General features: G+C 64.4%; 23 protein-coding genes, 1 tRNA gene and 1 pseudogene. 17 read left to right on the top strand and 8 right to left on the bottom strand.

The annotated features are described in order from the left end of the window. The first annotated feature begins 1 nt into the window (after window position 1). Together OS914_RS11925 and OS914_RS11920 are read left to right on the top strand one after the other, a co-directional pair. The gene (locus OS914_RS11925; protein WP_267546280.1) at window positions 2-832 is read left to right on the top strand and encodes a DNA-formamidopyrimidine glycosylase family protein; all 831 of its coding nucleotides are present in this window, start codon (window positions 2-4) and stop codon (window positions 830-832) included. Window positions 833-906: 74 nt separating this feature from the next. Continuing rightward, on the top strand, window positions 907-1,827 hold the full coding sequence (locus OS914_RS11920) for a pseudouridine synthase (protein ID WP_267546343.1): 921 nt from the start codon (window positions 907-909) through the stop codon (window positions 1,825-1,827). On the opposite strand, the gene OS914_RS11915 is transcribed toward OS914_RS11920, so the two are convergent. Next, window positions 1,800-2,399 carry an O-acetyl-ADP-ribose deacetylase gene (locus OS914_RS11915; RefSeq protein ID WP_267546279.1) on the bottom strand — a complete coding sequence of 200 codons (600 nt, stop codon included), beginning with the start codon at window positions 2,397-2,399 and terminating at the stop codon, window positions 1,800-1,802. The two genes, OS914_RS11920 and OS914_RS11915, sit on opposite strands and share 28 nt — an antisense overlap. A gap of 86 nt (window positions 2,400-2,485) precedes the next feature. Between OS914_RS11915 and OS914_RS11910 the strand changes: the two genes are divergently transcribed. Next, window positions 2,486-3,160 carry a DedA family protein gene (locus OS914_RS11910; protein ID WP_267546278.1) on the top strand — a complete coding sequence of 225 codons (675 nt, stop codon included), beginning with the start codon at window positions 2,486-2,488 and terminating at the stop codon, window positions 3,158-3,160. A 3-nt stretch (window positions 3,161-3,163) separates the two neighbouring features. Here the strand turns inward: OS914_RS11910 and OS914_RS11905 are convergent, their stop codons facing one another. Further along, window positions 3,164-3,487, bottom strand: a complete 324-nt coding sequence (locus OS914_RS11905; protein ID WP_267546277.1) for a hypothetical protein — start codon at window positions 3,485-3,487, stop codon at window positions 3,164-3,166. 16 nt (window positions 3,488-3,503) lie between these two features. On the opposite strand from OS914_RS11905, the gene OS914_RS11900 reads away from it, so the two are divergent. After that, window positions 3,504-4,412 carry a DUF1684 domain-containing protein gene (locus tag OS914_RS11900; protein WP_267546276.1) on the top strand — a complete coding sequence of 303 codons (909 nt, stop codon included), beginning with the start codon at window positions 3,504-3,506 and terminating at the stop codon, window positions 4,410-4,412. Here the strand turns inward: OS914_RS11900 and OS914_RS11895 are convergent. Together OS914_RS11895 and OS914_RS11890 are read right to left on the bottom strand one after the other, a co-directional pair. After that, window positions 4,398-5,606, bottom strand: coding sequence for an acyl-CoA dehydrogenase family protein (locus OS914_RS11895; RefSeq protein ID WP_267546275.1), 1,209 nt, complete (start codon window positions 5,604-5,606; stop codon window positions 4,398-4,400). The two genes, OS914_RS11900 and OS914_RS11895, sit on opposite strands and share 15 nt — an antisense overlap. Beyond that, a complete protein-coding gene (locus tag OS914_RS11890) occupies window positions 5,606-6,382 on the bottom strand; it encodes an SDR family NAD(P)-dependent oxidoreductase (protein WP_267546274.1) in 777 nt (258 codons plus the stop codon). Before OS914_RS11890 ends, OS914_RS11895 begins: the two co-directional genes overlap by 1 nt. 155 nt (window positions 6,383-6,537) lie before the next feature. Between OS914_RS11890 and OS914_RS11885 the strand changes: the two genes are divergently transcribed. The 6 genes and pseudogenes from OS914_RS11885 to OS914_RS11860 all read left to right on the top strand — a co-directional run bounded on the left by OS914_RS11885 (window position 6,538) and on the right by OS914_RS11860 (window position 13,700). After that, entirely contained in the window at window positions 6,538-7,731 is a 1,194-nt protein-coding gene (locus tag OS914_RS11885) for a glycoside hydrolase family 76 protein (RefSeq protein WP_267546273.1), read from the top strand. Window positions 7,732-7,817: 86 nt separating this feature from the next. Then, a pseudogene (locus tag OS914_RS11880) lies at window positions 7,818-7,919 on the top strand (SRPBCC family protein); the annotation flags it as partial. Window positions 7,920-8,328: 409 nt separating this feature from the next. Next, on the top strand, window positions 8,329-9,717 hold the full coding sequence (locus OS914_RS11875; RefSeq protein ID WP_267546272.1) for a GAF domain-containing serine/threonine-protein kinase: 1,389 nt from the start codon (window positions 8,329-8,331) through the stop codon (window positions 9,715-9,717). A 160-nt stretch (window positions 9,718-9,877) separates the two neighbouring features. Next, window positions 9,878-10,930, top strand: a complete 1,053-nt coding sequence (locus OS914_RS11870; protein ID WP_267546271.1) for an iron ABC transporter substrate-binding protein — start codon at window positions 9,878-9,880, stop codon at window positions 10,928-10,930. A gap of 119 nt (window positions 10,931-11,049) precedes the next feature. Continuing rightward, entirely contained in the window at window positions 11,050-12,546 is a 1,497-nt protein-coding gene (locus OS914_RS11865) for an ABC transporter permease (protein WP_420713947.1), read from the top strand. A gap of 95 nt (window positions 12,547-12,641) precedes the next feature. Beyond that, on the top strand, window positions 12,642-13,700 hold the full coding sequence (locus OS914_RS11860; RefSeq protein WP_267546341.1) for an ABC transporter ATP-binding protein: 1,059 nt from the start codon (window positions 12,642-12,644) through the stop codon (window positions 13,698-13,700). 49 nt (window positions 13,701-13,749) lie between these two features. On the opposite strand, the gene OS914_RS11855 is transcribed toward OS914_RS11860, so the two are convergent. Further along, window positions 13,750-14,343, bottom strand: a complete 594-nt coding sequence (locus tag OS914_RS11855) for a YdeI/OmpD-associated family protein (protein WP_267546270.1) — start codon at window positions 14,341-14,343, stop codon at window positions 13,750-13,752. A 114-nt stretch (window positions 14,344-14,457) separates the two neighbouring features. On the opposite strand from OS914_RS11855, the gene OS914_RS11850 reads away from it, so the two are divergent. Next, entirely contained in the window at window positions 14,458-14,997 is a 540-nt protein-coding gene (locus OS914_RS11850) for an NUDIX hydrolase family protein (protein WP_267546269.1), read from the top strand. A 75-nt stretch (window positions 14,998-15,072) separates the two neighbouring features. On the opposite strand, the gene OS914_RS11845 is transcribed toward OS914_RS11850, so the two are convergent. From OS914_RS11845 to OS914_RS11835, 3 genes are read right to left on the bottom strand one after another with little or no spacing between them, the layout of a single operon-like run. Continuing rightward, window positions 15,073-15,996 (bottom strand): NUDIX hydrolase, encoded by a 924-nt coding sequence (locus tag OS914_RS11845; protein ID WP_267546268.1) that lies wholly within the window; start codon window positions 15,994-15,996, stop codon window positions 15,073-15,075. Then, on the bottom strand, window positions 15,980-16,474 hold the full coding sequence (locus tag OS914_RS11840; protein WP_267546340.1) for a RidA family protein: 495 nt from the start codon (window positions 16,472-16,474) through the stop codon (window positions 15,980-15,982). Before OS914_RS11840 ends, OS914_RS11845 begins: the two co-directional genes overlap by 17 nt. Window positions 16,475-16,515: 41 nt before the next feature. After that, on the bottom strand, window positions 16,516-16,671 hold the full coding sequence (locus OS914_RS11835; RefSeq protein ID WP_267546267.1) for a Sp36 family protein: 156 nt from the start codon (window positions 16,669-16,671) through the stop codon (window positions 16,516-16,518). A gap of 36 nt (window positions 16,672-16,707) precedes the next feature. On the opposite strand from OS914_RS11835, the gene OS914_RS11830 reads away from it, so the two are divergent. From OS914_RS11830 to OS914_RS11805, 6 genes are all read left to right on the top strand, one after another. Next, a complete protein-coding gene (locus OS914_RS11830) occupies window positions 16,708-19,008 on the top strand; it encodes a transglycosylase domain-containing protein (protein ID WP_267546266.1) in 2,301 nt (766 codons plus the stop codon). Window positions 19,009-19,012: 4 nt separating this feature from the next. Then, on the top strand, window positions 19,013-19,963 hold the full coding sequence (locus tag OS914_RS11825) for a metallophosphoesterase (protein ID WP_420713944.1): 951 nt from the start codon (window positions 19,013-19,015) through the stop codon (window positions 19,961-19,963). 183 nt (window positions 19,964-20,146) lie between these two features. Then, window positions 20,147-20,223, top strand: a tRNA-Pro gene (locus OS914_RS11820). A 161-nt stretch (window positions 20,224-20,384) separates the two neighbouring features. Further along, on the top strand, window positions 20,385-20,765 hold the full coding sequence (locus tag OS914_RS11815; RefSeq protein WP_267546265.1) for a hypothetical protein: 381 nt from the start codon (window positions 20,385-20,387) through the stop codon (window positions 20,763-20,765). 123 nt (window positions 20,766-20,888) lie between these two features. Further along, on the top strand, window positions 20,889-22,133 hold the full coding sequence (locus tag OS914_RS11810) for a helix-turn-helix domain-containing protein (RefSeq protein ID WP_267546264.1): 1,245 nt from the start codon (window positions 20,889-20,891) through the stop codon (window positions 22,131-22,133). 31 nt (window positions 22,134-22,164) lie between these two features. Next, entirely contained in the window at window positions 22,165-22,407 is a 243-nt protein-coding gene (locus OS914_RS11805) for a PLD nuclease N-terminal domain-containing protein (RefSeq protein WP_267546263.1), read from the top strand. The last annotated feature ends 3 nt before the right edge of the window (window positions 22,408-22,410 follow it).

Genomic DNA, 22,410 nt, shown 5'->3' with positions numbered 1-22,410 from the left:
CATGCCTGAGGGAGATACTGTCTGGCGCCAGGCCCGGCAGCTGGATCAGGCGCTCACGGGCAAGATCCTCACACGCTGCGATATCCGCGTGCCAACGTTCGCCACCGTGGACTTCACCGGTTCGCTGGTGGAAGGCGTTCAGTCCCGCGGGAAGCACCTGCTCATCCGGGTCGCCGGTGCGCTGATCCACTCGCATTTGAAAATGGAGGGCAGCTGGCATGTGTACCCGGCGGATGGCCCGGCGACGGGCACTGCACGAAATACCGTGAAGTGGCGTCGGCCGGCCTTCACCGCCCGCTGCATCCTCGGCACCAAGGACGCGACGGCCGTCGGATTTTCCCTCGGGCTGCTGGAGGTGCTGGCGCAGGAACGCGAGGCGGACGCCGTTGGCTATCTGGGCCCGGATCTGCTCGGCCCGGATTGGGACGCGGAAGTTGCGCTGCGCAGAATTTCCGCTGCCCCGGCCCGCTCCATCGGGCTTGCCCTATTGGACCAGCGGAATCTGGCCGGAATCGGCAACGTCTTCCGGTGCGAGCTGTGCTTTTTAGCCGGCGTCCATCCTGCCCTCCCGGTCAGCGACGTAGCGGCCCTGCCCAGGCTGATCGAGCAGTCCAAGCGGCTGCTCGAGGCTAATAAAAACCGTTCCTCGCGCAGCACCACCGGCGGTCCTGCCCGGGGGGACGCAGCCGTCTGGGTCTATGGCCGGGAGTCTAAACCCTGCAAGCGCTGCGGCGCCCTGATCCGGCATGGCACTCTGCCGGATCCGCAGTTTCCGGCGCAGCGGGCCCGCGACATCTACTATTGCCCCCGCTGCCAGCCGCCCCCGGCGTAGCCCCGGGCCGTTGACGCCTGGGCCATAAACGCCTCATAAGTGCTGCCTCGACGGGCCGGTAGAATTGAACCGTGATGAAATCCCCCCTTCCGGTGCGCAATGGCGTCAATGCAACTCGGCTGCGCCTGCCCGCGGAGGGGCCATGGCTCACCGCGATGGACTATGTACTGGAGCGCTTTGGCCATGTGGACGCCGCCGGCATCGTGAACCGATTTGCCCGCGGCGAGGTCCGTGCGCTCACCGGCAGCGTGGTCACCGAGCACACACCGCTGGCCGAGCACAGCTTCATCTGGTACTACCGTGAGGTCCCCCCGGAGGTTCGGATACCGGTAGAGCTGGAGGTGCTGCACCAGGACCATGATCTGGTGGTGGTGGACAAGCCGCATTTCCTCCCCACCACCCCCGGCGGCAGATATGTGGCCGAATCGGCGCTGGTCCGGCTCCGCAACCTGCTGGAGCTGCCGGAATTGGTGCCGATCCATCGGCTGGACCGGATGACCGCCGGCGTTTTGCTGTTTTCAGCCAACCCGGCAACCAGGGGAAAGTATCAGCTGCTCTTCGAAAAGCGTGCCGTGCAGAAACAGTACGAGGCCGTCGCAGAGGTCCGTCCCGAGCTGGAACTGCCGCGCACTGTGACCTCCCGGATGGTTAAATCCCGTACTTACTTGCTGGCGCGGGAGGTTCAGGGAGACCCTAATACGCAAACGCGCGTCGAGCTGTTGGATACGCACGACGACGGCACGGGCCGCCGACTGGGCAGGTACAAACTGGAGCCGCACACCGGCAAGACGCACCAGCTGCGCGTCCACATGGCCGGCCTGGGCATCGGCATCCTGAACGATCTGTTCTACCCCGAGCTGCATCCGGAGACCGCGGATGACTACAGCAAACCGCTGCAGCTGCTGGCACGCAGCATCGCCTTCACCGATCCGCTCACCGGCCGGGACGTTGAATACCGCAGCCGGCGTCAGCTCAGCGCATTGCCAGCCGCATAGGTTTCCCGGAAAACCGATGCAATGTCCCCCGTGAAGAGCACAAATTCAATCAGCTCAGGCTCACTCAGCGCAGCCCTAATCAGCGCCGTCTCACCCGGTGCAGCCGCACCCGCTGAACTATCGCCCGCGCGCTGCGCATGCTGGTACCGCCCGATCCCGTCAAACGCCACCTGGGCCACCTGGGCCGCCGGCCAGCCGTAGACCCCGGCACCAATAGCAGGAAACGCGACGGACCGCGCACCCAGCCGGGCGGCCTCCTGCAGGCTTGCAGTAAAGCACGATGACAGCAGCGCGGGGTCACGCTGACCGGCATGCCGGTTCGGACCCACCGTATGGATCACCCAGCGTGCGGGCAGATCGAAGGCCTCCGTTGTCACGGCCGCCCCCACGGGCAGGCCATCCGGGAGCACCGTCCGCCGCAGCTCACGGCACGCAGCCAGTAGCCGCGGCCCGGCCGCCCGATGAATGGCGCCATCGACGCCGCCACCTCCGAGCAGCGAAGAATTCGCCGCATTTACGATTGCATCGACCCTGCGGAGGGTAATGTCGCCTTCGACGATACTGATGTCCATGCCGCCAGTTTGGCACCGGCTAAGCGGCGGCACCACCGTCAGCCGGCGTGCTACCGGGATCGGCGTGCAACGGTTACATTGAAGCAGTGGACCTCTTGAGTGCAGGCGACTGGGCCTTCGCGCTCTACCCGATCATGGCAGCCGCTGTGGCGTTGGACGCTGCCATTCCGCCTATCCCCTCCGAAGCAATGGTGATTGCCGCCGGGTCGCTGTCGGCCCGCGGCGACGCGATTCTACCGCTGGCCTTGGCTGCGGCAGTTTTGGGCTCGATCCTCGGGGACCTGTTGGTCTATAGCCTGTTCAAGCGCCGGCTCACGCACGTGCTGGACCGTTTCCAGTGGGGCCGCATGGTCCATAAGGGCATCCGCAAGGCGGCGGCCAAGGGCGGCCGCTCCTCCACAGCTGCGGCCATGGTCGCGGGAAGATTCATCCCTGCCGGACGCACCGCCACAATGGCGGCCGCGGGGATTGCGAACGTCTCCACGCTGCGGGTGTGCAGAGCGAGCGCGCTGGGCTCGGTCATCTGGGCCTGCTGGATGGTTGGCCTGGGCTATCTCACCGGCCGCAATACCAGCCTGCCGTTCTGGGCCAATTCATTGATCGGCGTTGGGGTTGGCCTGGCCATCGGCGTCCTGATGGCCGGCATGATCGCTCTGCGGCGCCGCCAGTGGAAATACCGCCGAGCTGTGGGACCGATGGACACTTCAGCTGCGGAGCCGGACGACGTTGCCGGTCCGTCGCAGTCAGAGCCCGGTTCGTAGCAGTCAGAGCCCGCCGGCTCCACCGATCGGCAGCCACTTTCCCCGGATCCGCCGGGCAACAGTGACCGGCCCGGTGACGGCTACGGACTCCACGGCGTGCCGCACGCTCGCCCCGGCGTTGCTCGCCTGACGGTTTTCAGCGTCGAACTGGCCCGCCTCCACGGTGAAACGCAGGCTGATCTGCGGGACCCCACGGACAACGTCCAGCTGGTTGGCCTCTACCAGATGGATGGACCCGAGCGTGTCCACGGCGGTTGAAAGCACGGACTCCGGCGCGTTTCCCGGGCGCAGGCCGGAAATCCTGAGAATCACGCGGAAGGACGGCATGATTCCAGCGTACCGAATGGCTACAGAATCCGGCCTCGGGGCTAACGTGGATAACATGTCTAAGACCAATTCATCCATCGTCCTTCCGGCCACCGACACCGGTACCGCCCATCAGGAGTGGGACCGTTTCCGCCGGGACCGCAATGCCGGGTTGGCCGCGGAGCACGGCTGGCTGAGCCCAACATCGCTGCAGTGGCTCGGCGTCCAGGCAGCTGAGCTGCAGCTGTTTCCAGGGTTATGGTGCGCGGACAACGGACGGCCTGCGGAGAACGGACGGAACGCGGACGACGGCGCCGCCACCTTGCGCACGGAACCGGAAGACGGTCTCCAGCTGGTGGCCACCCAGCTCCCCGCCACCGGTAAATTAACCGCAACCCTGGCGGACGAGGAGTCGCTGCTCTGGGTGCAACATGGCAGCACAGTTGCGGAGCTGGCCCGGCGCGGAGGCCGCTATTTGGTGCGGACCAGGAATTCGCAATCGCCGGTGCTGCAGGCATTCCGCGGCGTACCCGTCTTCGATTTCCGGCCGGATCTGGTACTTCACGGCAGGTTCGAGCCCTATCCTGTGCCGCAGGTGGTGCCCCGTGCTACCGCGAATGAGTCGGTGCCGGCAAGCACGACCATTGTGGGCGAGCTGGTCTTCGAGCTGGACGGCCACAATCACCGCCTGTTGGCGGAGGACGGCGGGAACGGGTCCTTGGACGTCACCTTCCACGACGCTACTAACGGCCGGAGCACCGCCGGTTGGCGCAAGCTGACCGTCCCGCCCCCGGTCGGCGCCGCCGTCGTGCTGGATTTCAACCGGTCGGTGAACTACCCCAGCGCTTTCACCCCCTTCGGCACCTGCCCCATGCCCGTGCGCGGGAACCGCTTGGACGCGCCGATCGAAGCCGGTGAAAGGGCTCCGGACTCACACGATCGCTGAGACTCCGGTGATGGCCCGGCCCGTGATCAGCGTGTTGATCTCCTGCGAGCCCTCATAGGTGTAGATGGCCTCCGCATCGGCGAAGATTTTCGCCATCCCGTAGTCCGTGATAATCCCGTTTCCGCCCAGCACAGCGCGGCCCATCGCCACGGTCTCGCGCATTCTGGCAGTGGTGAAGGCCTTAGCCAGCGCTACCTGCTCCATCTTGGCTCCTGAACTACCGCCGGCTTCGGCCGCATCACGAAGCCCAGCGATCCGCACCATCATGGCCAGACTCGCGGTCGCATTTCCCAGCATCTGCACCAGCTGCTGCTGGATCAGTTGGAAGCGCGCCAGCGGCCGGCCAAACTGCTGACGTTCGACGGCGTACCCGCGGGCGACGTCGAACGCTGCCAACTGCTGCCCTACCGCCTGCCACGCCACCATCACCCGCGAGCCCAGGAGCAACTGGTTGGTGTCGGCGAACCCGTCAACCCCGGCAAAGCGGTCCGCTTCCGCAATCGTTACGTTGTCCAGCAGGATATGGGCATTCTGCACCGTACGCAGCGCTATTTTGTGCTCAATCTTGGTCCGCGTCACGCCCGGCAGTTGCGCATCGAGAATGAACCCGCGCACCTGCCCCGTATCGGTGTCCTTCGCCCAGAGCAGCATGTAGTCGCAGAACGTCCCATTGCCGATCCAGCGTTTGGCGCCGTTGATGAGCCAGCTGTCAGCGCTGCCTCCGGTGCCCCGGATCCGGGTTGCCGTCGTCGTCATCCCGCCCGCCACGTCGCTGCCGTGCTCCGGTTCGGTCAGGGCAAAGGCCCCGGTGATCCGCAACGCCATGGCATCGGCCAGCAGCCGCGACTTCTGCTCCGCAGAACCGAACTCCTGCAGCGACTGGACGAACAGGTCATGGTGGACCAGAAAAAACGTCGCCAGCGAGGTGTCCACCCGCGTCATCTCGGCCACTACAAAGCCGGCAAAAAGGTGGCTGTACCCCTGCAATGCCGGCGAACTCAGCTCCAGACACGCCAGCGCGGGCAAAATATGTGCCGGAAATTCCGCCGCGTTCCACCAATCCGCGGCGAACGGCGCTACCTCCGCTGCCAGAAACTCCCGCAGCTGCGCCAGCTTGGCCCGCTCCGGGACCGAGAGCAGGGCCTCAAAGTCGTAGAAATCCGCCGGCGGCAACTCTTCGCAGTCACCGGGCATTATTTGGGCTGCATTCGGATGGCGCCGTCGAGCCGGATGGTCTCCCCGTTGAGCATCGCGTTAGCCACAATGTGCTCCACCAGTGCCGCATATTCGTCCGGCCTCCCCAGCCTGGCCGGATGTGGAACCGCCGCGCCTAAAGAGTCCTGGGCCTCCTGCGGAAGGCCGGCCATCATCGGCGTCTGGAAGATCCCCGGCGCGATCGTCATTACCCGAATCAGCGAGCGGGCCAGTTCCCGGGCCACGGGAAGCGTCATCGCGGCCACCGCGCCCTTGGATGCTGCATATGCCGGCTGGCCGATCTGCCCGTCATAGGCCGCGACGGAGGCTGTATTGATGATCACGCCTCGCTCGGACGTCCCGAAGGGCCCCTCCAGAGGCTCGGTGGCAGCCATCGCCTGCGCAGCGAGCCGCAGCACATTGAACGTGCCGATCAGGTTGATCTGGATGACCTGACTGAAGTTCTCCAGCGGCAGCACGCCGTCGCGGCCCAGCACCTTGCCGGGGGTAGCGATGCCGGCACAGTTGACCAGGATGCGCAGTGGTCCCAGCTTGGTCGCGGCGGCGACGCCGGCCTGCACCTGCGCTTCGTTTGTCACGTCCGCGGCCGCGAAGACAGCCCGATCCCCGAGCTCCGCGGCCAGCTCCTCGCCCGCGGACTGCGGCAGATCCAGCAGGACGACGGCGGCACCAGCTGCGTGCAGGCGTCTGGCGGTTGCTGCTCCAAGACCGGAGGCACCCCCGGTAATGAGCGCGACGGCATTGTTGATGTCCATAATTTCCTCCACGATGAGGCTGCGATGGGATGAGGCTGCGAGGGTCCGTACCGAAACTGTTAATGAAGCCTAACTGAAATGTCTGACGCCTGGAACACGGGGAGGTTGGGCCAGTCGAGCCAGCCGAAATCACTGCCAACGGTAACGTTGCGACCGTGAGTGGGACACCGAGAACCGATGCTGCGCAGTGGGCCTTGCGGGCACAAGCCGCCGCGGACGCCGTGAACGTCGGCTTCGGCCACCGGCTGCTGGGATTGCCGTGCACCTGGCTCGCCTCCGTCCACAGCCCTGGCCCCCACCCTGCCCCACCGGGTCGATTCCGGCGCCCCTCCATACGCCATCTGACACCGTGGGCACACTGGCACTATTGGTGGCAGGCGCACTATCTGGACACCCTCGTCGATTTGGCCTGGCGGCAGAGGACGGAACACGGCACCGGCACGGGTACCGGCGCTGGCGGGCCGGCCCCTTTCGTGCAGTCCCGGCGGCTGCTGCGCACCATCAGGGTGCGTAACTTCCTGCGTCTGACCAACAGCTATTACGACGACATGGCATGGCTGGCGCTGGCGGCAGGACGGCTGGAGGCGTTGGCCCTGGAGATTAACAACCGCGGTCTGCGCAGCGCGCGCCGGGCCGGGGCGGTGTTGGAGACCCAGCTGATCCGGGCTCACACGAACGATCTGGGCGGAGGAATTTTCTGGTCGCGGAAGCGGGACTACAAAAACACTCCGGCCACCGGTCCCTCCGCGCTGCATTTTGCCCGCAGCGGCCGGCCCCTACGCGCCCAGCAGCTGCTGGATTGGCTCCACAGTACGCTATTCGATCCGGAGCAGGGCCTGTACATGGACGGCGTTCACCCGCATCCGGCCGGTCCCGAAATTGAACGCACCATCTACAGCTACAACCAGGGTCCGGTCCTGGGCGCGATGCTGGAGCTCGGCGGCGAGCGCAACCTGGCGCACGCCGCCGACCTGATTGACGCCGTCGCCCATCACCTGACCATTGCACTGACCGCAGACGACGGCGGCACTCGCCGCCCGCTGCGGCTGCACGGCGGGGGCGACGGCGGCCTGTTCACCGGAATCCTGATCCGCTATTTGACTATCGCGGCGCGGCATTCGGCTCTGCCCGAACGAACGCGCCGACTGGCTGAAAACCTAGTCCTGGATACCGCCGAGGAACTGTGGGCGGGCCGGAGCCCTGGCCCGCGCCCCATATTCAGCAGCGATATCGGCCCGCCCGCGGCCGCGACCTATAAGACGCCGCAGCCGGTGGAATTTTCCACCCAACTTCAAGCCTGGATGGCCTTCGAATCCTCCTTCCGGCTCACCGCCTCCAGCGATTTTTGATTCCGGTACGGCTGGCCGGGCACAGGGACGCGCGTATAGTAAGCGTACTGACGGTTCGAGGACTTCCCCCACTTCATGGTGGGGTGAAGGTGGCTTGTGCCGCGACTGCGGGAGCCACGAACGCCGGATCCGTATCCTTCGAGGATGTGGGAGGCGGGCAGACGCAGATACATCTGTCGCTGGACTACGGGGGACGATCAGCGAAGGCACCGCTGCCGGCACGCCCGTCCGCGGAGGACGCCGACCAGTCACGCGTCGACGCCGGCACCGGCGTCCTTCCGCCGGGACTGCCGGGCGGCAGCGTCAGCGGACAGCACTAATCTTGTACGATTAGCGCAGGGGAATAGTAATCACACTGATTATCGCCGGAGTCATGGACTTTGACGAAGTGTGAGGAAGAACTGTCGGCGTCACGCCGTCTTGGGTGCATCGAGTCAGTAGAGCCATAGTCACCGGAACGCCAACGCAGGCGCATTTCCTCTGTTGTGGCGTTCCGTTGTCTGTGCCCAGCACTGGGCCACGTTCCCAGCCCAAAGATAAGGACATGAGAAGACTATTGGGGTATGAGATTCCGACGCCCAGGACAGGAAAGCGGCAATGCAGGCTTTGACGCCGGGTTATTTATTGAGCGGTCGATACAGGGTAGCCAACGTCATCGGACGTGGCGGCCGGTCGATTGTCTATCGTGCGGTGGATGAGCTTCTCGAACGCGAAGTTGCCGTGAAGGTTGCGCATAACGAATACGAAGACGTCGAGCAGATCCGCCAGCACGAAAAGGAAACGAAAATTCTCGCGGGACTAAGCCATCATGCGCTGGTAACGCTGCTGGACGCCGGAGCGGACTTTAGCGATCCGGGGAACCGGCGCACCTATCTGGTGATGGAACTAATCCGTGGAGCTAATCTACGGGCCAGGGGCGCCCAAGGTCCCTTCTCAGCGGCGCATATGGCTCTCATAGGCCACGATCTTGCGGATGGGCTCTCCTACGTCCACCATCGCGGTATTGTGCACCGCGATATTAAACCGGCGAACATCCTACTGGTGGACTACAGTGGCCCGGACGTCCGTCCCCGGGCGAAGCTCACCGATTTCGGTGTTGCCACACTGCTCGATTCGCATCGAATTGACGACGAAGGTGGAACATCCGGTACCCCGGCCTACCTCAGTCCGGAACAGGCCGCCGGGGAAATTGTTGGGCCACCCAGCGACGTGTACTCCCTCGGGCTCGTCCTACTGGAGGGTCTTACTGGCATTATGGCTTACCCCGGGGCACCCTTGGAATCGGCCCTGGCACGGCTGCTCAGAGACCCGCAGATCCCCACCGGTTTAGCGCCCGTCTGGGCGGCTCTACTAACAGCGATGCTCGCCCGGGATCCGGCCCAGCGGCCGGACGCCCGGGAGGTTTCCCTGACACTGCGCCAGGAAGTCATCACCGGCTCCGGCCGGCACCGGAACTCCTCGGCACTCCTACCTTCCGATGAAGAGGCGAGGATGCAGGCGGTCCGCCGCTACCGTATTCTTGACACCCCGGCTGATGGCGCGTTCGACCGGATCACATCGCTGGCGGCGCGGCTGTTTTCCGTACCCGTCGCCATCGTCAGCATCGTTGACCACGACCGGATCTGGTTTAAATCCCATTTCGGTACCGATGTCGATCAGATCAGCCGGGACCCAGGGCTATGCGCCTCAGCCATCCTGCAGCAGAAAACGTGGGTAGTTTCAGATGCCCTTGCCGATCCACACACACTCACCAACCCCCTGGTCGCCGGGGAATTTGGGCTCCAATTCTATGCCGGAGTCCCCCTGCAGACGGTCGATGGGTACAACCTCGGCACGCTCTGCGTGCTCGATACCAAACCGCGCCACTTCGGCGAAGCTCAACTACGAATACTGCAGGACCTGGCAGCAATCGTCATGAACGACCTCGAAATGCGCCTGCAAAGCCGCCACAGCCGGATCACCCGCAGAGAGACTGAGCGTAATTAGATAAGGATTTTGTACTGTAATTGACGTGATCCTGCTCACAAACAGCCATTTTTGCTTGGAAACTTAGGATTGGCTCACCTAAAGTCGGTGGAGGAAACCGGGCAAACCGCCCTTGCGGTTCCACACCTCCTCTGGTCAATTACGGAAAGGCCTCCCAGACGTGAAGTTCCCCTTTAAGGTTGCATCCAAGTCCGCGGCCGGCATCGCGGCGCTCACCGTTGCCACGCTGGCGCTCACTGCGTGCGGGGGCGGCGGTTCCACCGGCGCTGGGAGCGGGGCCGCCGGTAACGGCATCACGGTCTACAACGCCCAGCATGAATCACTGACCAAAGCCTGGGCGGACGCCTTCACCAAGGAAACCGGCATTAAGGTCACCCTGCGCAGCGGCGACGATTCCGAGCTCGCTGCCCAGCTGACCCAAGAGGGCAAGAATTCCCCGGCTGACGTTTTCCTGACGGAAAATTCCCCGGCCATGACGCAGGTGGAAAATGCTGGCCTGTTCGCGGACATCGACAAGGACACCGTGGCGCAGGTTCCTGAGCAGTTCCGTCCCTCCACCAACAAGTGGACCGGCATTGCCGCCCGCAGCACGGTCTTTGCCTACAACAAGACCAAGCTCTCCGCCGATCAGCTGCCCAAGTCCATCATGGACCTGGCCGATCCCGCGTGGAAGGGCCGCTGGGCCGCATCTCCTTCCGGCGCGGATTTCCAGGCCATTGTCTCGGCCATGCTGGAACTCAAGGGTCAGGATGCCACCCTCAGCTGGCTCAAATCCATGAAGGAAAATTCCAAGGCGTACAAGGGTAACAGCACCGCGATGAAGGCCGTCAACGCCGGCGAGGTAGATGGCGCCATCATCTACCACTACTACTACTTCGGCGACCAGGCCAAGACCGGGGAGAACAGCAATAACATCTCATTGGAATACTTCAAGAACCAGGATCCGGGCGCGTTTGTTTCACTCTCCGGCGGCGGCGTTTTGGCCTCGAGCAAGCATCAGGCGCAAGCCCAGCAGTTCCTGAAGTTCGTCACCGGCAAGGCGGGGCAGACCATCGTGCAGACGGGTGGTTCCTTTGAATACCCGGTGGCCAGCAATGTCCCCGCCAATGACAAGCTCACGCCGCTGGCGGATCTGGACGCCCCGAAGATTGACCCCGCAAAGCTGAACTCCCAGAAGGTCAGCGAGCTCATGACCAGCGCAGGGCTACTCTAGAAGCTGTGGCAAGAACGACGGCGGCACGGCCGCTAACCGGTCCCGCCGGCACAGCTTTGGGTCCAGCACCCGGGCCAGCGGGGCGCAAGAGCAATCGCTCCGGCCCCCCGCTGGTCGTCGTGCTGATCTCCGTGCTGATCGCGGCATTTGCTTTGCTGCCGCTGGGTTATGTCGCCGTCATGACCGTCGGCGCCGGTTGGGAGACCATTTCCGCCCTGGTCTTCCGCCCCCGGGTAGCCGAGCTGCTGATGAACACCATCGCCCTCGTGGTCATTACCGTGCCGCTGTGCGTGGTGCTCGGGGTGGGCGGGGCGTGGCTGGTGGAGCGCACTTCGCTGCGCGGGCACAGGGGCTGGTCGCTGCTGCTCGCTGCCCCGTTGGCCATTCCCGCCTTCGTCAACAGCTATGCCTGGGTCAGCGCTATCCCGTCGCTGAGCGGGATCTTCGGCGGCGTGCTGATCTCCACGCTTTCGTATTTCCCACTGGTCTATATTCCCGTTGCCGCGACGCTGAGCCGAATGGACCCGGCACTGGAGCAGTCCGGCGCCTCCCTGGGCCTGGGGTCCTGGCGGGTGTTCGCCCGCGTGGTGCTGCCCCAGCTGCGACTGGCCATGGCCGGCGGCGCCCTGCTGGTGGCGCTGCATTTGCTGGCCGAATACGGCGCCTTCGCGATGATCCGCTTCGACACCTTCACCACGGCCATTTACGAGCAGTATCAATCCACTTTTAATGGAGCGGCGGCCAATATGCTCGCCAGCGTGCTGGTGGTTTTCTGCCTCCTGCTGCTGCTGGCTGAATCCCGCACCCGCGGCAACGCCCGCTACTCCCGGATCGGTTCCGGCGCGCAGGCCTCCCCCAGCCGGCTCGCACTCGGCCTGCAGGCCGTCCCCGCCCAGCTGGCGCTGGCGGCACTGACCGCACTGGCCCTCGGCGTTCCGCTCTATCACGTGGGCCGCTGGCTGATCGCCGGCGGTGGCCTCATCTGGGCCCGTCCGGAGCTGGTGTCCTCGCTGCTGCAGACGCTCGGCTACGGACTCGCCGGCGCCCTGGTCACCACAGCGCTCGCCTTCCCGTTGGCGTATCTTGCCGTCCGGCACCCGGGCTGGCTCAGTAAAACCCTGGAGGCAGTGAACTACATCAGCAGCTCCATGCCGGGTATCGTCGTCGCCCTGGCGTTTGTCACCATCACCGTGCACGGGCTGCCGACCATCTATCAGACCTCCACCGTCCTGGTTGCCGCCTATGTGCTGCTGTTCATGCCACGGTCCCTGGTCAACCTGCGCGCTGGGCTGGCACAGGCGCCCCGTGAGCTGGATGAAGCTGCGCGCGCCCTGGGTAAGGCACCTTTCACCGCCTTTTTGAAGGTGACGCTGCGGCTCAGCGCCCCAGCCGCGGCGGGCGGAGCGGCCTTGGTCTTTCTGGGTATTGTCAACGAATTGACCGCCACGCTGCTGCTCTCCCCGAATGGCACCACAACTTTGGCCACGGAGTTCTGGACGCTGAGCAGCGAAATCGATTACGCCGGTGCGGCCCCCTATGCGCTGCTGATGATCCTGCTTTCCACCCCCATGACCTACCTCCTATTTTCGCAATCCAAGAAAGCAGCCGGACAGTGACCGAATCGCGCCAGACCCAACAGCGGCCGCGCCACCCGCACACAGCCCGCGTCCGGCGGCCCTCTGCGCCCGTCGCCGCCACGACGGATAATCACCTGCTGATCGAGGGAGCCCGCAAGAGTTTCGGCGGGACCGAAATCCTGAAGGGAGTTGACCTAGCCGTCGCCAAAGGACGGACGACGGCGATAGTCGGGCCATCCGGATCGGGCAAGACGACGCTGCTGCGCCTCATCGCCGGCTTCGAGGCACCCGACGCGGGCACCATTTCACTGGACGGTCAGGCAGTGGCGGGTCCGTCGGACTGGATCCCGGCGCACCGGCGCAAGGTGGGTTACGTGGCCCAGGACGGCGCACTGTTCCCCCATCTGACGGTGGGGCAGAATGTAGCCTTTGGTCTGGCCGGCCGCAGCGGAAAGGCGGCTGCGGGCCGGGTGGCAGAACTGCTCGAAATGGTGTCCATGGACCCTTCCTACGCAAAACGGCGCCCGCACCAGCTCTCCGGCGGCCAGCAGCAACGCGTCGCCCTGGCCCGTGCGCTGGCCCGGGAGCCGGCGCTGATGTTGCTGGACGAGCCGTTTTCCGCACTGGATGCCGGCCTGCGTGTGGCCACCCGCCGGGCAGTGGCGGCGACACTGTCCGAGGCCGGGGTGACCACCATCCTGGTCACCCATGACCAGGCCGAGGCGCTCTCCTTTGCGGACCAGGTGGCCGTTATGCGGGACGGAACGCTGGCACAGATCGGCAATCCCTTTGTTGTCTACACCCGCCCTGCCGACCGCGCCACGGCTGAATTCCTCGGCGACGCCGTCATCCTTGAAGCGTGGATGGAGGGCTCCTTGGCCACCTGCTCGCTAGGCGGGATTCCCGTTCGCCGCCCACCCGCCCAGGGGCGCGTCCTGCTGATGCTGCGGCCCGAGCAGATCCGCATTGCCGAGGACGGTCCCATCCACGGAACGGTGGTGGACACGGACTATTTCGGCCCCGAAACCACCGTCCGGCTGCAGCTTGAACCACTTGCCCTGTCCGGGGATCCGCACCAGCCCACGGGTGGGGAAATCATCAGCATCCGGCACTGGAATGCCATGCTCGCCCGTCCGGGCGTCCGGCTCAGCCTGCGCGTGGTGGGCGAGGGCGTGGCGTTCCCCTTCGCCTAACGCGCTGCACCAGCGGCGTTTAAGGGGACCAGGTAGCAGCCCGCAGGATTTACTGCGGCCTTCGCTTTTGCGGGTAGGGTGTCTCCCCCGCTGCCAGCGCCCGGACAAAGCCGGCAATTTTGGCGTCCCGGGCAGCGGCATTCTTTGCCGCTCCCACTCGATAAATAAGTGCATACCGGTTAGTTGCCGTGAGCACATCGAACATCGCCTGGGCACGCGGGTCAGCGGCCACGGCCGCTGCCAGATCAGCCGGAACAACAGCCGTCCGTTGCCCCGCGTAGGCCCTTTCCCACTGCCCGTCCGCCTGCGCCGCCGCCACGGCGGCTTCCCCGGCCGGCTGCATCAGGCCCTCCTCCCGGAGCCTGGCAACATTGTCGACATTATTCTTGGACCACGCACTTCCCTGCCGCCGCGGCGTAAATCGAGTCAGGTAGCTGCCCTCGTCCCGGCGCCCGATCACGCCGTCGATCCAGCCGAAGCACAGTGCTTCCTTCAGCGCAGCCGCGTAGGTCAAAGCCGTCACGGAACCGCCCTTCTTGTGCAGCACCAATCGCACCCCCGGGCTGCTCCCATGGTTCTCCGCCAGCCAGCCCCGCCATGCCTGCTCATCCGGTACCAGTAGCTCGGCAAGTTCCGTCCCCATACTGCACACCTTACCCATCGCCGTCACCCGTGGCACCCGACTACGCCTCGTGCCGACGGTGAACATGGGTGCCGCCTGCGGCGTCGAGGGCAGCGGATGGGGTAGAACAGAAGCATGAGTGTACGCACCCCCGATCCCTACCCAGGCTGGCTTTCCGAGGATGACCTCTTCGAAGCCCGCAACCGGCTCCCGATGGTTTACGTGGAAGCGGTGCCGGTTCGGCTTGATCCGCTGGGCTATGTGAACGAGGTGGGTCTGCTGCTGCAGGCGGACGACGACGGCGCAATGGTCCGGACGCTGGTGTCCGGCCGGGTGCTCTACCGGGAAACGGTGCGGGCGGCCCTGCTGCGGCACCTTGAAAAGGATCTGGGGAACTTCGCCCTGCCGCAGCTGCCGATCAGCCCGGTCCCCTGCACTGTAGCCGAATACTTCCCCTCCCCGTCCCAGACCGGCTTCACCGACGAGCGCCAGCATGCTGTTGCCCTGGTCTACGTGATCCCGGTGACCGGCGAATGCAGCCCGCGGCAGGACGCCTTGGAACTGAGCTGGATGACCCCGCAGGAAGCACTCAGCCCCATGGTGCAAAGCGAATTCGCCGGCGGCCGCGGGGACATCCTGCGGCAGGCACTGGCCTTTGCCGGGATCGCCGGCTAAACAAAAGACTCCGCAGTGACGGGCGCAGCAGCGCGCTTTGGTCGTAAAACCGGGAGCCGTTGGAACCGGTCCGGGTCAGCGTTCGCGGCTGACGGCCCCCTCGGAGACCGGGGCCAAGGCCACCTCGAGCCAGAACTCGCCGTCCTCCTCCACCAGCCGCGGCTGGTACACCACCGTGGCCCGCTTGTGGTTCAGATACGCGATGCAGCCGCGCGAGGCGGCCAGCTTTTCCAGGATGATTTCACAGCCGGGCACGGTCAGCTCCGAGAGGGTGAGCCCCACCGTGTTCGGCTGACCGATCTCCTCGCCCAGGGCGACGCCGTCGCGTCCCGCGACCAGCTCCTCGGCACAGGCCCAGCGGCCCCACACTCTCTTGCTGTCCAGCTGTGATGGCGTCTGGTTCACGGGTGCGGCCGCCGCGAAATAGCGGGTATTGAACCTGCGGTGGGCGAAGTCCGGACTGAGCCAGTTGACCAGCGGCCTGAGCAGGTCGGTCCGCAGCGCCAGGCCGCGCTTGGCCAGCATTTCCCCGAATGTCTTGTCCTGGTTGGCAATCGCTTCCCTGGCAGCCATCCACTCGGGGCCCTGGTTTGCCTCGATCAGCGAGGACGCGTTGTCGCCGGCGAGCAGAATCCCGGTTTCCTCAAAGGTCTCGCGGATAGCGGCCACCACGTGCCGGCGCGCCAGCAGCTCGTCGCTCATCCCCATACTTTTGGCCCACGCGGCCGGAGAGGGGCCGACCCAATCCACGCCGTCGTCGTCGTGCGCCTCAACGCTGCCGCCCGGGAAGGAGACGATGCCAAGCGGTGAGACGCCGCGGCGGTAACCGAGATAGGTCTGCGGACCAGCGGGGCTGTCCTTGAGCAGAACTACCGACGAGGCGTACCGCGGCTTACTGGGGGTCCGCCCGCCGAACTCCACCCAGGTCCGCGCCGCGTCCAACTGATCGGGGAGCAGCCGGAACGTCCGGATCCCCGAAGGCTTACTGGAACTGAGCAATCAACTCAACCTCGACGGGCGAATCCAGCGGCAGCACTGCCACTCCCACGGCGGAGCGGGCGTGTATGCCGGCATCGCCGAACACCTGGCCCAGCAGCTCGGAGGCGCCATTAACAACGCCCGGCTGGCCGGTGAAGGACGGGTCGGAGGAGACAAAACCGACCACCTTCACAATCCTGGTAATACGGTCCAGGTCACCGATGGCGCTCTTGACGGCGGCGAGGGCATTAACGGCACAAACGGCGGCCAGCCCCTTCGCATCCTCGGCCGACACGCCCGCGGTTCCGACCTTGCCCGTAACTGTGAGTTTGCCGTCAATAAACGGCAACTGCCCGGACGTGTAAACGTGGTCGCCGGACACAACGGCTGGGACGTAGGCGGCAACCGGCGCGGCTACGGCGGGCAGGGTCAGTCCCAGCTCCTGCAGACGGGCCTCAACGGCGGACGATGCCGGAGCGCCTTCGGTGTGCTGGCGGATGTTTTGGTTCCCCGCGCTGTCATTTTCCGAAACTGTCACGGCTACGGCTTCTCCCTCTTCAGGTAGGCAACCAGACCATTGCCGTCTGGTCCGGTAATGACCTGGACAAGCTCCCAGCCGTCCTCGCCCCACTGGTCCAGGATCTGCTTCGTGGCGTGGATGATGAGCGGAATCGTGGCGTACTCCCATTTGGTCATGAGCTAAAGCGTAGCCCTTACCGGTAAACTGGGAAAATGGCAGCACTGAAGAACCCCATTTTCGACACGGCGACTACCCTGGGAAAGATCCTGGGGTTCCTTGCTGTCAGCGGCATCTGCGGCGTCTTGGTCGCGGGGCTGATGGTCCCGGCCGTGGCGGTTACGGGCACCACGGCGAGTAACTCCATCAGTTTCTTCGATAACCTGCCTGGCGAGCTGAAAATCGACGCGCCGGCACAGTCCACCAAGGTGCTGGCCAATGATGGCTCCGTGCTCGCCACGTTCTACGACCAGAACCGCCAACAGGTGGGATTGGACGCCATGTCACCCTTCATCAAGGAGGGCATTGTCGCGATCGAGGATTCCCGCTTTTATGAGCACGGCGGCATTGACAGCACCGGCATCCTGCGGGCGCTGGTTGCCACCGCCCAAGGCGGCCGGCAGGGCGCATCGACGCTGACCCAGCAATACGTTAATAACGTGATCATCCAGGCTCAGGAAGCCAAGGGAAACACGGCTGCGATAAAATTCGGTGACCAGAAGACCGTGGGCGACAAGGTCCGGGAGATGAAGCTGGCCATTGCGCTGGAGAAGAAGTACTCCAAGGACGAAATACTCCGCGGTTACCTCAATATCGTCTACTTCGCCAATGGTGCCTACGGCATTGAGGCCGCCGCGAACCTGTATTTCGGCGTCTCCGCCAAGGACCTGACGCTGCCTCAGGCGGCACTGCTGGCCGGCGTCGTCAACTGGCCCGAACATTACGATCCCATCCACGATCCGGCCAACGCCCTGGGCCGGCGGAACATGGTGCTGGACAAGCTGCTGCAGTCCGGGAAAATCACGAAGGCCGATCATGACGCTGCCGTTGCCACGCCCGTGACGCTGAACGTGCAACCCAGCAAGCAGGGCTGCACCTCGGCTGCCTCCGCACCATACTTCTGCGCTTACGTCCGCCAGGTCATCCTTAACAGCAATGCCTACGGGAGCACGCCGGAGGACCGGCAGAAGTTCCTGGACCGCGGCGGTCTGACCATCAAGACCACGCTGGACCCGCGGCTGCAGACCGCCGCGCAGAATCAGGTCAACGACACCCAGCCTGCGGATGACCCTAGTCAAAAGGGGACCTCACTGGTCACGGTGGAGCCCGGCACCGGCAAGATCCTGGCGATGGCTCAGAATACCGTCTACTCCAATGTCGACGCCCTGGGCAATACCAACCTAAACTTCAACGTGGATCAGGGCGACGGCGGTGGCGCCGGCTTCCAGCCCGGCTCAACCATGAAGGTGGTCACGTTTACGGAATGGCTCAATGAAGGCCATTCCATGAACGAGGTGGTTGATGCGAGTAAGCGGCTTTACCCCGGCAACTTCCCTTGGAAGGCGACGTGCATGCCGGACAAGCACTATTTCGGCGCGTACGATCCCGCTGAACCGGGCAGCTTTTTGCTTCCCAACGATGAACCGGGCGACTACCAGCAGATGACGGTGCTGAAGGGCATCACCCGGTCCATTAACACCGCAACCTTTGCTTCAGCCGCCAAACTGGACTTGTGCGGTCTGAACAATGTCGGCCAGACCATGGGCCTGCATGACGCTACGGACGGCACGCCGCTGGATTGGACCAGCCAGATCTCGAGCCTGATCGGCGGTGGCAAGAACGTTTCCCCGTTGACCATGGCCAATGGCTTCGCGACCTTCGCCAGCGGCGGGATCTTCTGCAACCCGACCGGCATCGTGTCCATCACGGACTACCAGAACAAGACCTACCCTGTTCCTGGATCGGACTGCAAGCAGACCATCAAGCCCGAGGTTGCGGCCGGTGTCAACTATGCCCTGCAGAACGTCGTCAAGGAGGGATCGGGCTACGGTCTGGGCATCCCCGGAACACCGGTTGGAGCCAAGACGGGTACCACCGACGGCTCGGAGCAGACCTGGTTCATTGGCTACACACCCAAGCTGGCTACGGCGTCCTGGTGGGGTTACTGGAAGGAAGGCGCTACCCGCTACGCCTTGGACTACACCTACAAGGGCAAGTTCTACCCCCAGGTCGATGGTGCTTACATCGCCGGTCCGCAGTGGCAAAAATACATGAAGCAAGCCGTGACGTTCTATCCGGGTGGAAGCTTCACCGCACCCCCGCCAAGCATGCTGGGTGCTCCGACGGCGCCGCGACAGCAAACTCCGGCTCCCAGCAGTCCTGCCACCAACCCGGCAGCCCCTGCGTCGGCACCAGCTCCGTCGGCACCCGCTCCGCCGGCACCCGCTGCGTCCCCGGCGTCCGCACCTCCTGCGCCCCCTGCGTCTGCACCCGCCACCGCGGCTGCGACACCTTAGGCCTATGGTGTCCTCATCGACCCGTCGGCCCAACCCTTGGTTGACGGGTATGGCGGCCAGCGCCGCCGCGGCCGCCGGCTGCGTCTCTTACGGCGTCTTCGTGGAGCGGAACTGGTTTAAACTGCGCCGGGAAACGGTGCCGTGCCTACCCGCTGGTGCCGGGACCCTGACGGTGCTGCACCTTTCGGATATTCACCTTGCCCCGGGACAGGGTAAAAAAATGCGCTGGCTGCGCTCCCTGGCGCAGTTGCGCCCGGACCTGGTGGTCAATACTGGGGATAATCTCAGCCACGTAGGCGCCATTGCGCCACTGCTTCAGGCGCTGGGCCCGCTGATGGACTTCCCCGGCGTCTTCGTCCCGGGATCCAACGACTATTTCGCCCCGATGCTGAAGAATCCGTTGCGCTACCTAACCGGCCCATCCAGACTCCCTGACCGCGCACGCGCGGTGCGACAACCCGCGAGGCTGGACACGGCCGCGCTGCACGCCGGTTTTGGGAAAGGCGGCTGGACCAACCTGACCAACCGTAATCAGTCCATCGGGCTGCGGGGGCTACGGCTCGATTTCACCGGAGTAGATGATCCGCACCTGAATCGGGAACGCTACGCCGGCTGGCCCGCGGGCGCGGTGGGACAGGACACTTCCCCTCACGTGAAGATCGCAGTGGCGCACGCCCCCTATCAGCGCGTGCTGGACAGATTCACCGCTGATGGAGCAGACCTGATCCTGGCCGGACACACGCATGGCGGCCAGGTGTGCATCCCCGGCTATGGCGCCCTGGTCACCAACTGCGATCTTCCGTCCTGGCGGGCGAAGGGCCTCAACGATTGGGTGCACCGCGGGCGCACCTCACCCGTCAACGTCTCCGGTGGCATCGGCACCTCCCCCGCCGCGCCCTTCCGCTTCGCCTGCCGACCAGAAGCCGTCCTGCTGACGCTCACCGCCCGTCCCTGACGCCGTCGCCCCTCCCCGCCCAACTAGGTCGCAGTTGGGGCACTCATACGTACCCCATACGTGCCGTGTGTGCGACCCAGTTGGGGGCTGACGCGGGGCCGTTTCGCGATGCGGGCGCAAATCCGCTATTCTTGAGAGGTTGCTTTTCCCAACCTTGAAAATGTTTGGGGCGGGACAACGGATCGGGGTGTGGCGCAGCTTGGTAGCGCGCGTCGTTCGGGACGACGAGGCCGCAGGTTCAAATCCTGTCACCCCGACCACAATGAATGTCCGAAATGGCGTCGAGAAATCGGCGTCATTTTTGTTGCCCACAAGCGGCCGCTGGACGAGAGAAGCAAAGAGGGCCCGTCTCCGAAATTCCGGAAGCGGACCCTCTCTCAGCTCATTGCGGCAAAGTGACGCCGCAGCCTATATTACGCCAGTGGGACGTCTCTACCTGGCAGCGACCGCCGGAGCAACAGCATCCGGCCAGTTCCCGACAAACTTCGCCGGAGCAACAGCATCCGGCCAGTTCCCGACAAACTTCAGCGGAGCAACAGCATCCGGCCAGTTCCCGACAAACTTCAGCGGAGCAACAGCATCCGGCCAGTTCCCGACAAACTTCAGCGGAGCAACAGCATCCGGCCAGTTCCCGACAAACTTCGCCGGTTGGACCGCCGATGCGGACGGTACGGACTGGAGTGCCGCTGCGTTGGCTGTGGCCGGCAGGGCGCACGCGGATACTGCCACGACTGCAGCAATAGTGAGGGACTTCGCAAACCTTTTCATCAATTCAGCCTTTGGATCGGTGGAGAAGGAGTGATTTCCAATTGTTGACAACAATTGTAAACTGAGTGTAAACCAACTGTCACAATAGTTACAGTGCCGGCGGCAACCTGCAGTGCGGACAGTGCGGACAGTGCGGGGCGGGTATCAGGAGGAACGAATGGGAAACAGTTTCGGAGACCGGCTTCGGGCTGAACGATTGTCCAGAAGTCTCACTCAGGCTGAGCTTGGGGGCGACCTCTACTCAGCGAGCTACGTGTCGTTACTGGAAAATGCCCGGCGTGAACCGACAGCGGAAGTCATCGTCCAGCTCGCCAAGCAGCTGCAATTGGCGCCGCATGCCGTCCAGGAATGGACCACTCCCGTTTCGGCGGAAGAAACCGAGTACCTCCTGGCTGTTCTCTACGCCCGGCAATCTTGGGATATGCGCGACTATGCCAGAGCGGCCACGCATGCGGCCAAGGCTGCATCGATGGCGCAGGAGAACAAGGACACGGTGTCCTGGTGGAACATGGCTCATCTGCACGCCAGCGCGCTGCTAAAGGATGCGGACTTCGAGCAGTGTCAAGAGGTCACCAGCGCAATTCTGAAGCATCCCCTCTCCGAGGAGACACCGGGGCTGGAAGTCCGCGCCCGGCAGCTGATGGCCTCGGCATGCCTTGGCCTGGGGAAGCTGCCGGAGGCCGTGGAGCATGCCTCCGTCGCCGTAGCCCGCGGTGCTTCCCTTCCCCAGGAGTCAACCGCCTATATCGCTGCCATTCGGACCCTGATCGCCGCACTCGCTGAAAGCGGGAGGCTGGATGATGCGTGGGTGCATTGCCAAACACTCTCCGACCTCGATGATGGTTCCATGCTGCCGCAGCTGGCAGGGGAAGTGTGCTGGGTGATCGGCAACGTAGCCTTCATGCGCAATGACGTTGACCAGGGCCTGGCCTACCATGCCAGGGCTTCGCTGCTGCTCTCCCCGGCCAGCGATCTGGCGCTATGGGCCCGCTTCAACAAGGCCACGGCGTCCGTTCGGTTATCTGCAGGCGTCGTGGAACCGGCCACTCTGGAGGCAATCGAACGGGCGGAACTTGCGCAGTCCGTGGTGGGCGCAAACCTTGCCGACGAGCTCGAGGTGGCCTTGATCCGCGCCCGCTGGCTGTACCTCACCGGCGCGCTCGATCCCGCGCTTGACCTTCTCAGTGACATTTACCGGCAACGGGAGAATCTGGCCAAGCACACAGCCGGGGAGGTGGCACTGCTGTTGGGCAAGACGCACAAGGCCATGGGCCAGTTCCCGGAGGCGCTCCAGTTGTTGACCGAGGCGAAGGAGCAGTTTGCCCATGCCGGGGCCGGGGACCGCGTAGCGCTGGCACTGGATAACATACTGGAAATGCGGGCTGCCGGGCGGGTCAGCTAGCCGGACACGCCTTTTAGTGGACGCTCAGTCAATGGAAACAAGACAGGAGACGGTGATGGGACGGAAGAAGAAGTGGAAGGACATGTCCGCCGGGAAGCGACGGACAACTCTGCTCGCGGCCGGCGTGCAGCTTGCACTGCAGGGCGCGGCGCTGGCGGACCTGAAGAAGCGCACGCCCGCGCAGGTCAACGGTCCCAAAGCCCTCTGGGTGGCCGCTTCGTTTATCAATTTCGCCGGCCCCATTCTTTATTTTCTTTGCGGGCGCAAGAACTAACGG

Source organism: Arthrobacter endolithicus (assembly GCF_026627425.1).
Classification (GTDB): Bacteria; Actinomycetota; Actinomycetes; order Actinomycetales; family Micrococcaceae; genus Arthrobacter_M.
This window is presented reverse-complemented; position numbering and strand designations above follow the sequence as displayed.

Coding starts and splice junctions, on each gene's coding strand:
- OS914_RS11875 (WP_267546272.1), top strand. CDS start 8,329: ATGCAGGCTTTGACGCCGGGTTATTTATTGAGCGGTCGATACAGGGTA.
- OS914_RS11825 (WP_420713944.1), top strand. CDS start 19,013: ATGGTGTCCTCATCGACCCGTCGGCCCAACCCTTGGTTGACGGGTATG.
- OS914_RS11850 (WP_267546269.1), top strand. CDS start 14,458: ATGAGTGTACGCACCCCCGATCCCTACCCAGGCTGGCTTTCCGAGGAT.
- OS914_RS11835 (WP_267546267.1), bottom strand. CDS start 16,671: ATGACCAAATGGGAGTACGCCACGATTCCGCTCATCATCCACGCCACG.
- OS914_RS11900 (WP_267546276.1), top strand. CDS start 3,504: ATGGCTACAGAATCCGGCCTCGGGGCTAACGTGGATAACATGTCTAAG.
- OS914_RS11920 (WP_267546343.1), top strand. CDS start 907: ATGAAATCCCCCCTTCCGGTGCGCAATGGCGTCAATGCAACTCGGCTG.
- OS914_RS11810 (WP_267546264.1), top strand. CDS start 20,889: ATGGGAAACAGTTTCGGAGACCGGCTTCGGGCTGAACGATTGTCCAGA.
- OS914_RS11895 (WP_267546275.1), bottom strand. CDS start 5,606: ATGCCCGGTGACTGCGAAGAGTTGCCGCCGGCGGATTTCTACGACTTT.
- OS914_RS11830 (WP_267546266.1), top strand. CDS start 16,708: ATGGCAGCACTGAAGAACCCCATTTTCGACACGGCGACTACCCTGGGA.
- OS914_RS11855 (WP_267546270.1), bottom strand. CDS start 14,343: ATGGGGACGGAACTTGCCGAGCTACTGGTACCGGATGAGCAGGCATGG.
- OS914_RS11805 (WP_267546263.1), top strand. CDS start 22,165: ATGGAAACAAGACAGGAGACGGTGATGGGACGGAAGAAGAAGTGGAAG.
- OS914_RS11925 (WP_267546280.1), top strand. CDS start 2: ATGCCTGAGGGAGATACTGTCTGGCGCCAGGCCCGGCAGCTGGATCAG.
- OS914_RS11915 (WP_267546279.1), bottom strand. CDS start 2,399: ATGGACATCAGTATCGTCGAAGGCGACATTACCCTCCGCAGGGTCGAT.
- OS914_RS11890 (WP_267546274.1), bottom strand. CDS start 6,382: ATGGACATCAACAATGCCGTCGCGCTCATTACCGGGGGTGCCTCCGGT.
- OS914_RS11905 (WP_267546277.1), bottom strand. CDS start 3,487: ATGCCGTCCTTCCGCGTGATTCTCAGGATTTCCGGCCTGCGCCCGGGA.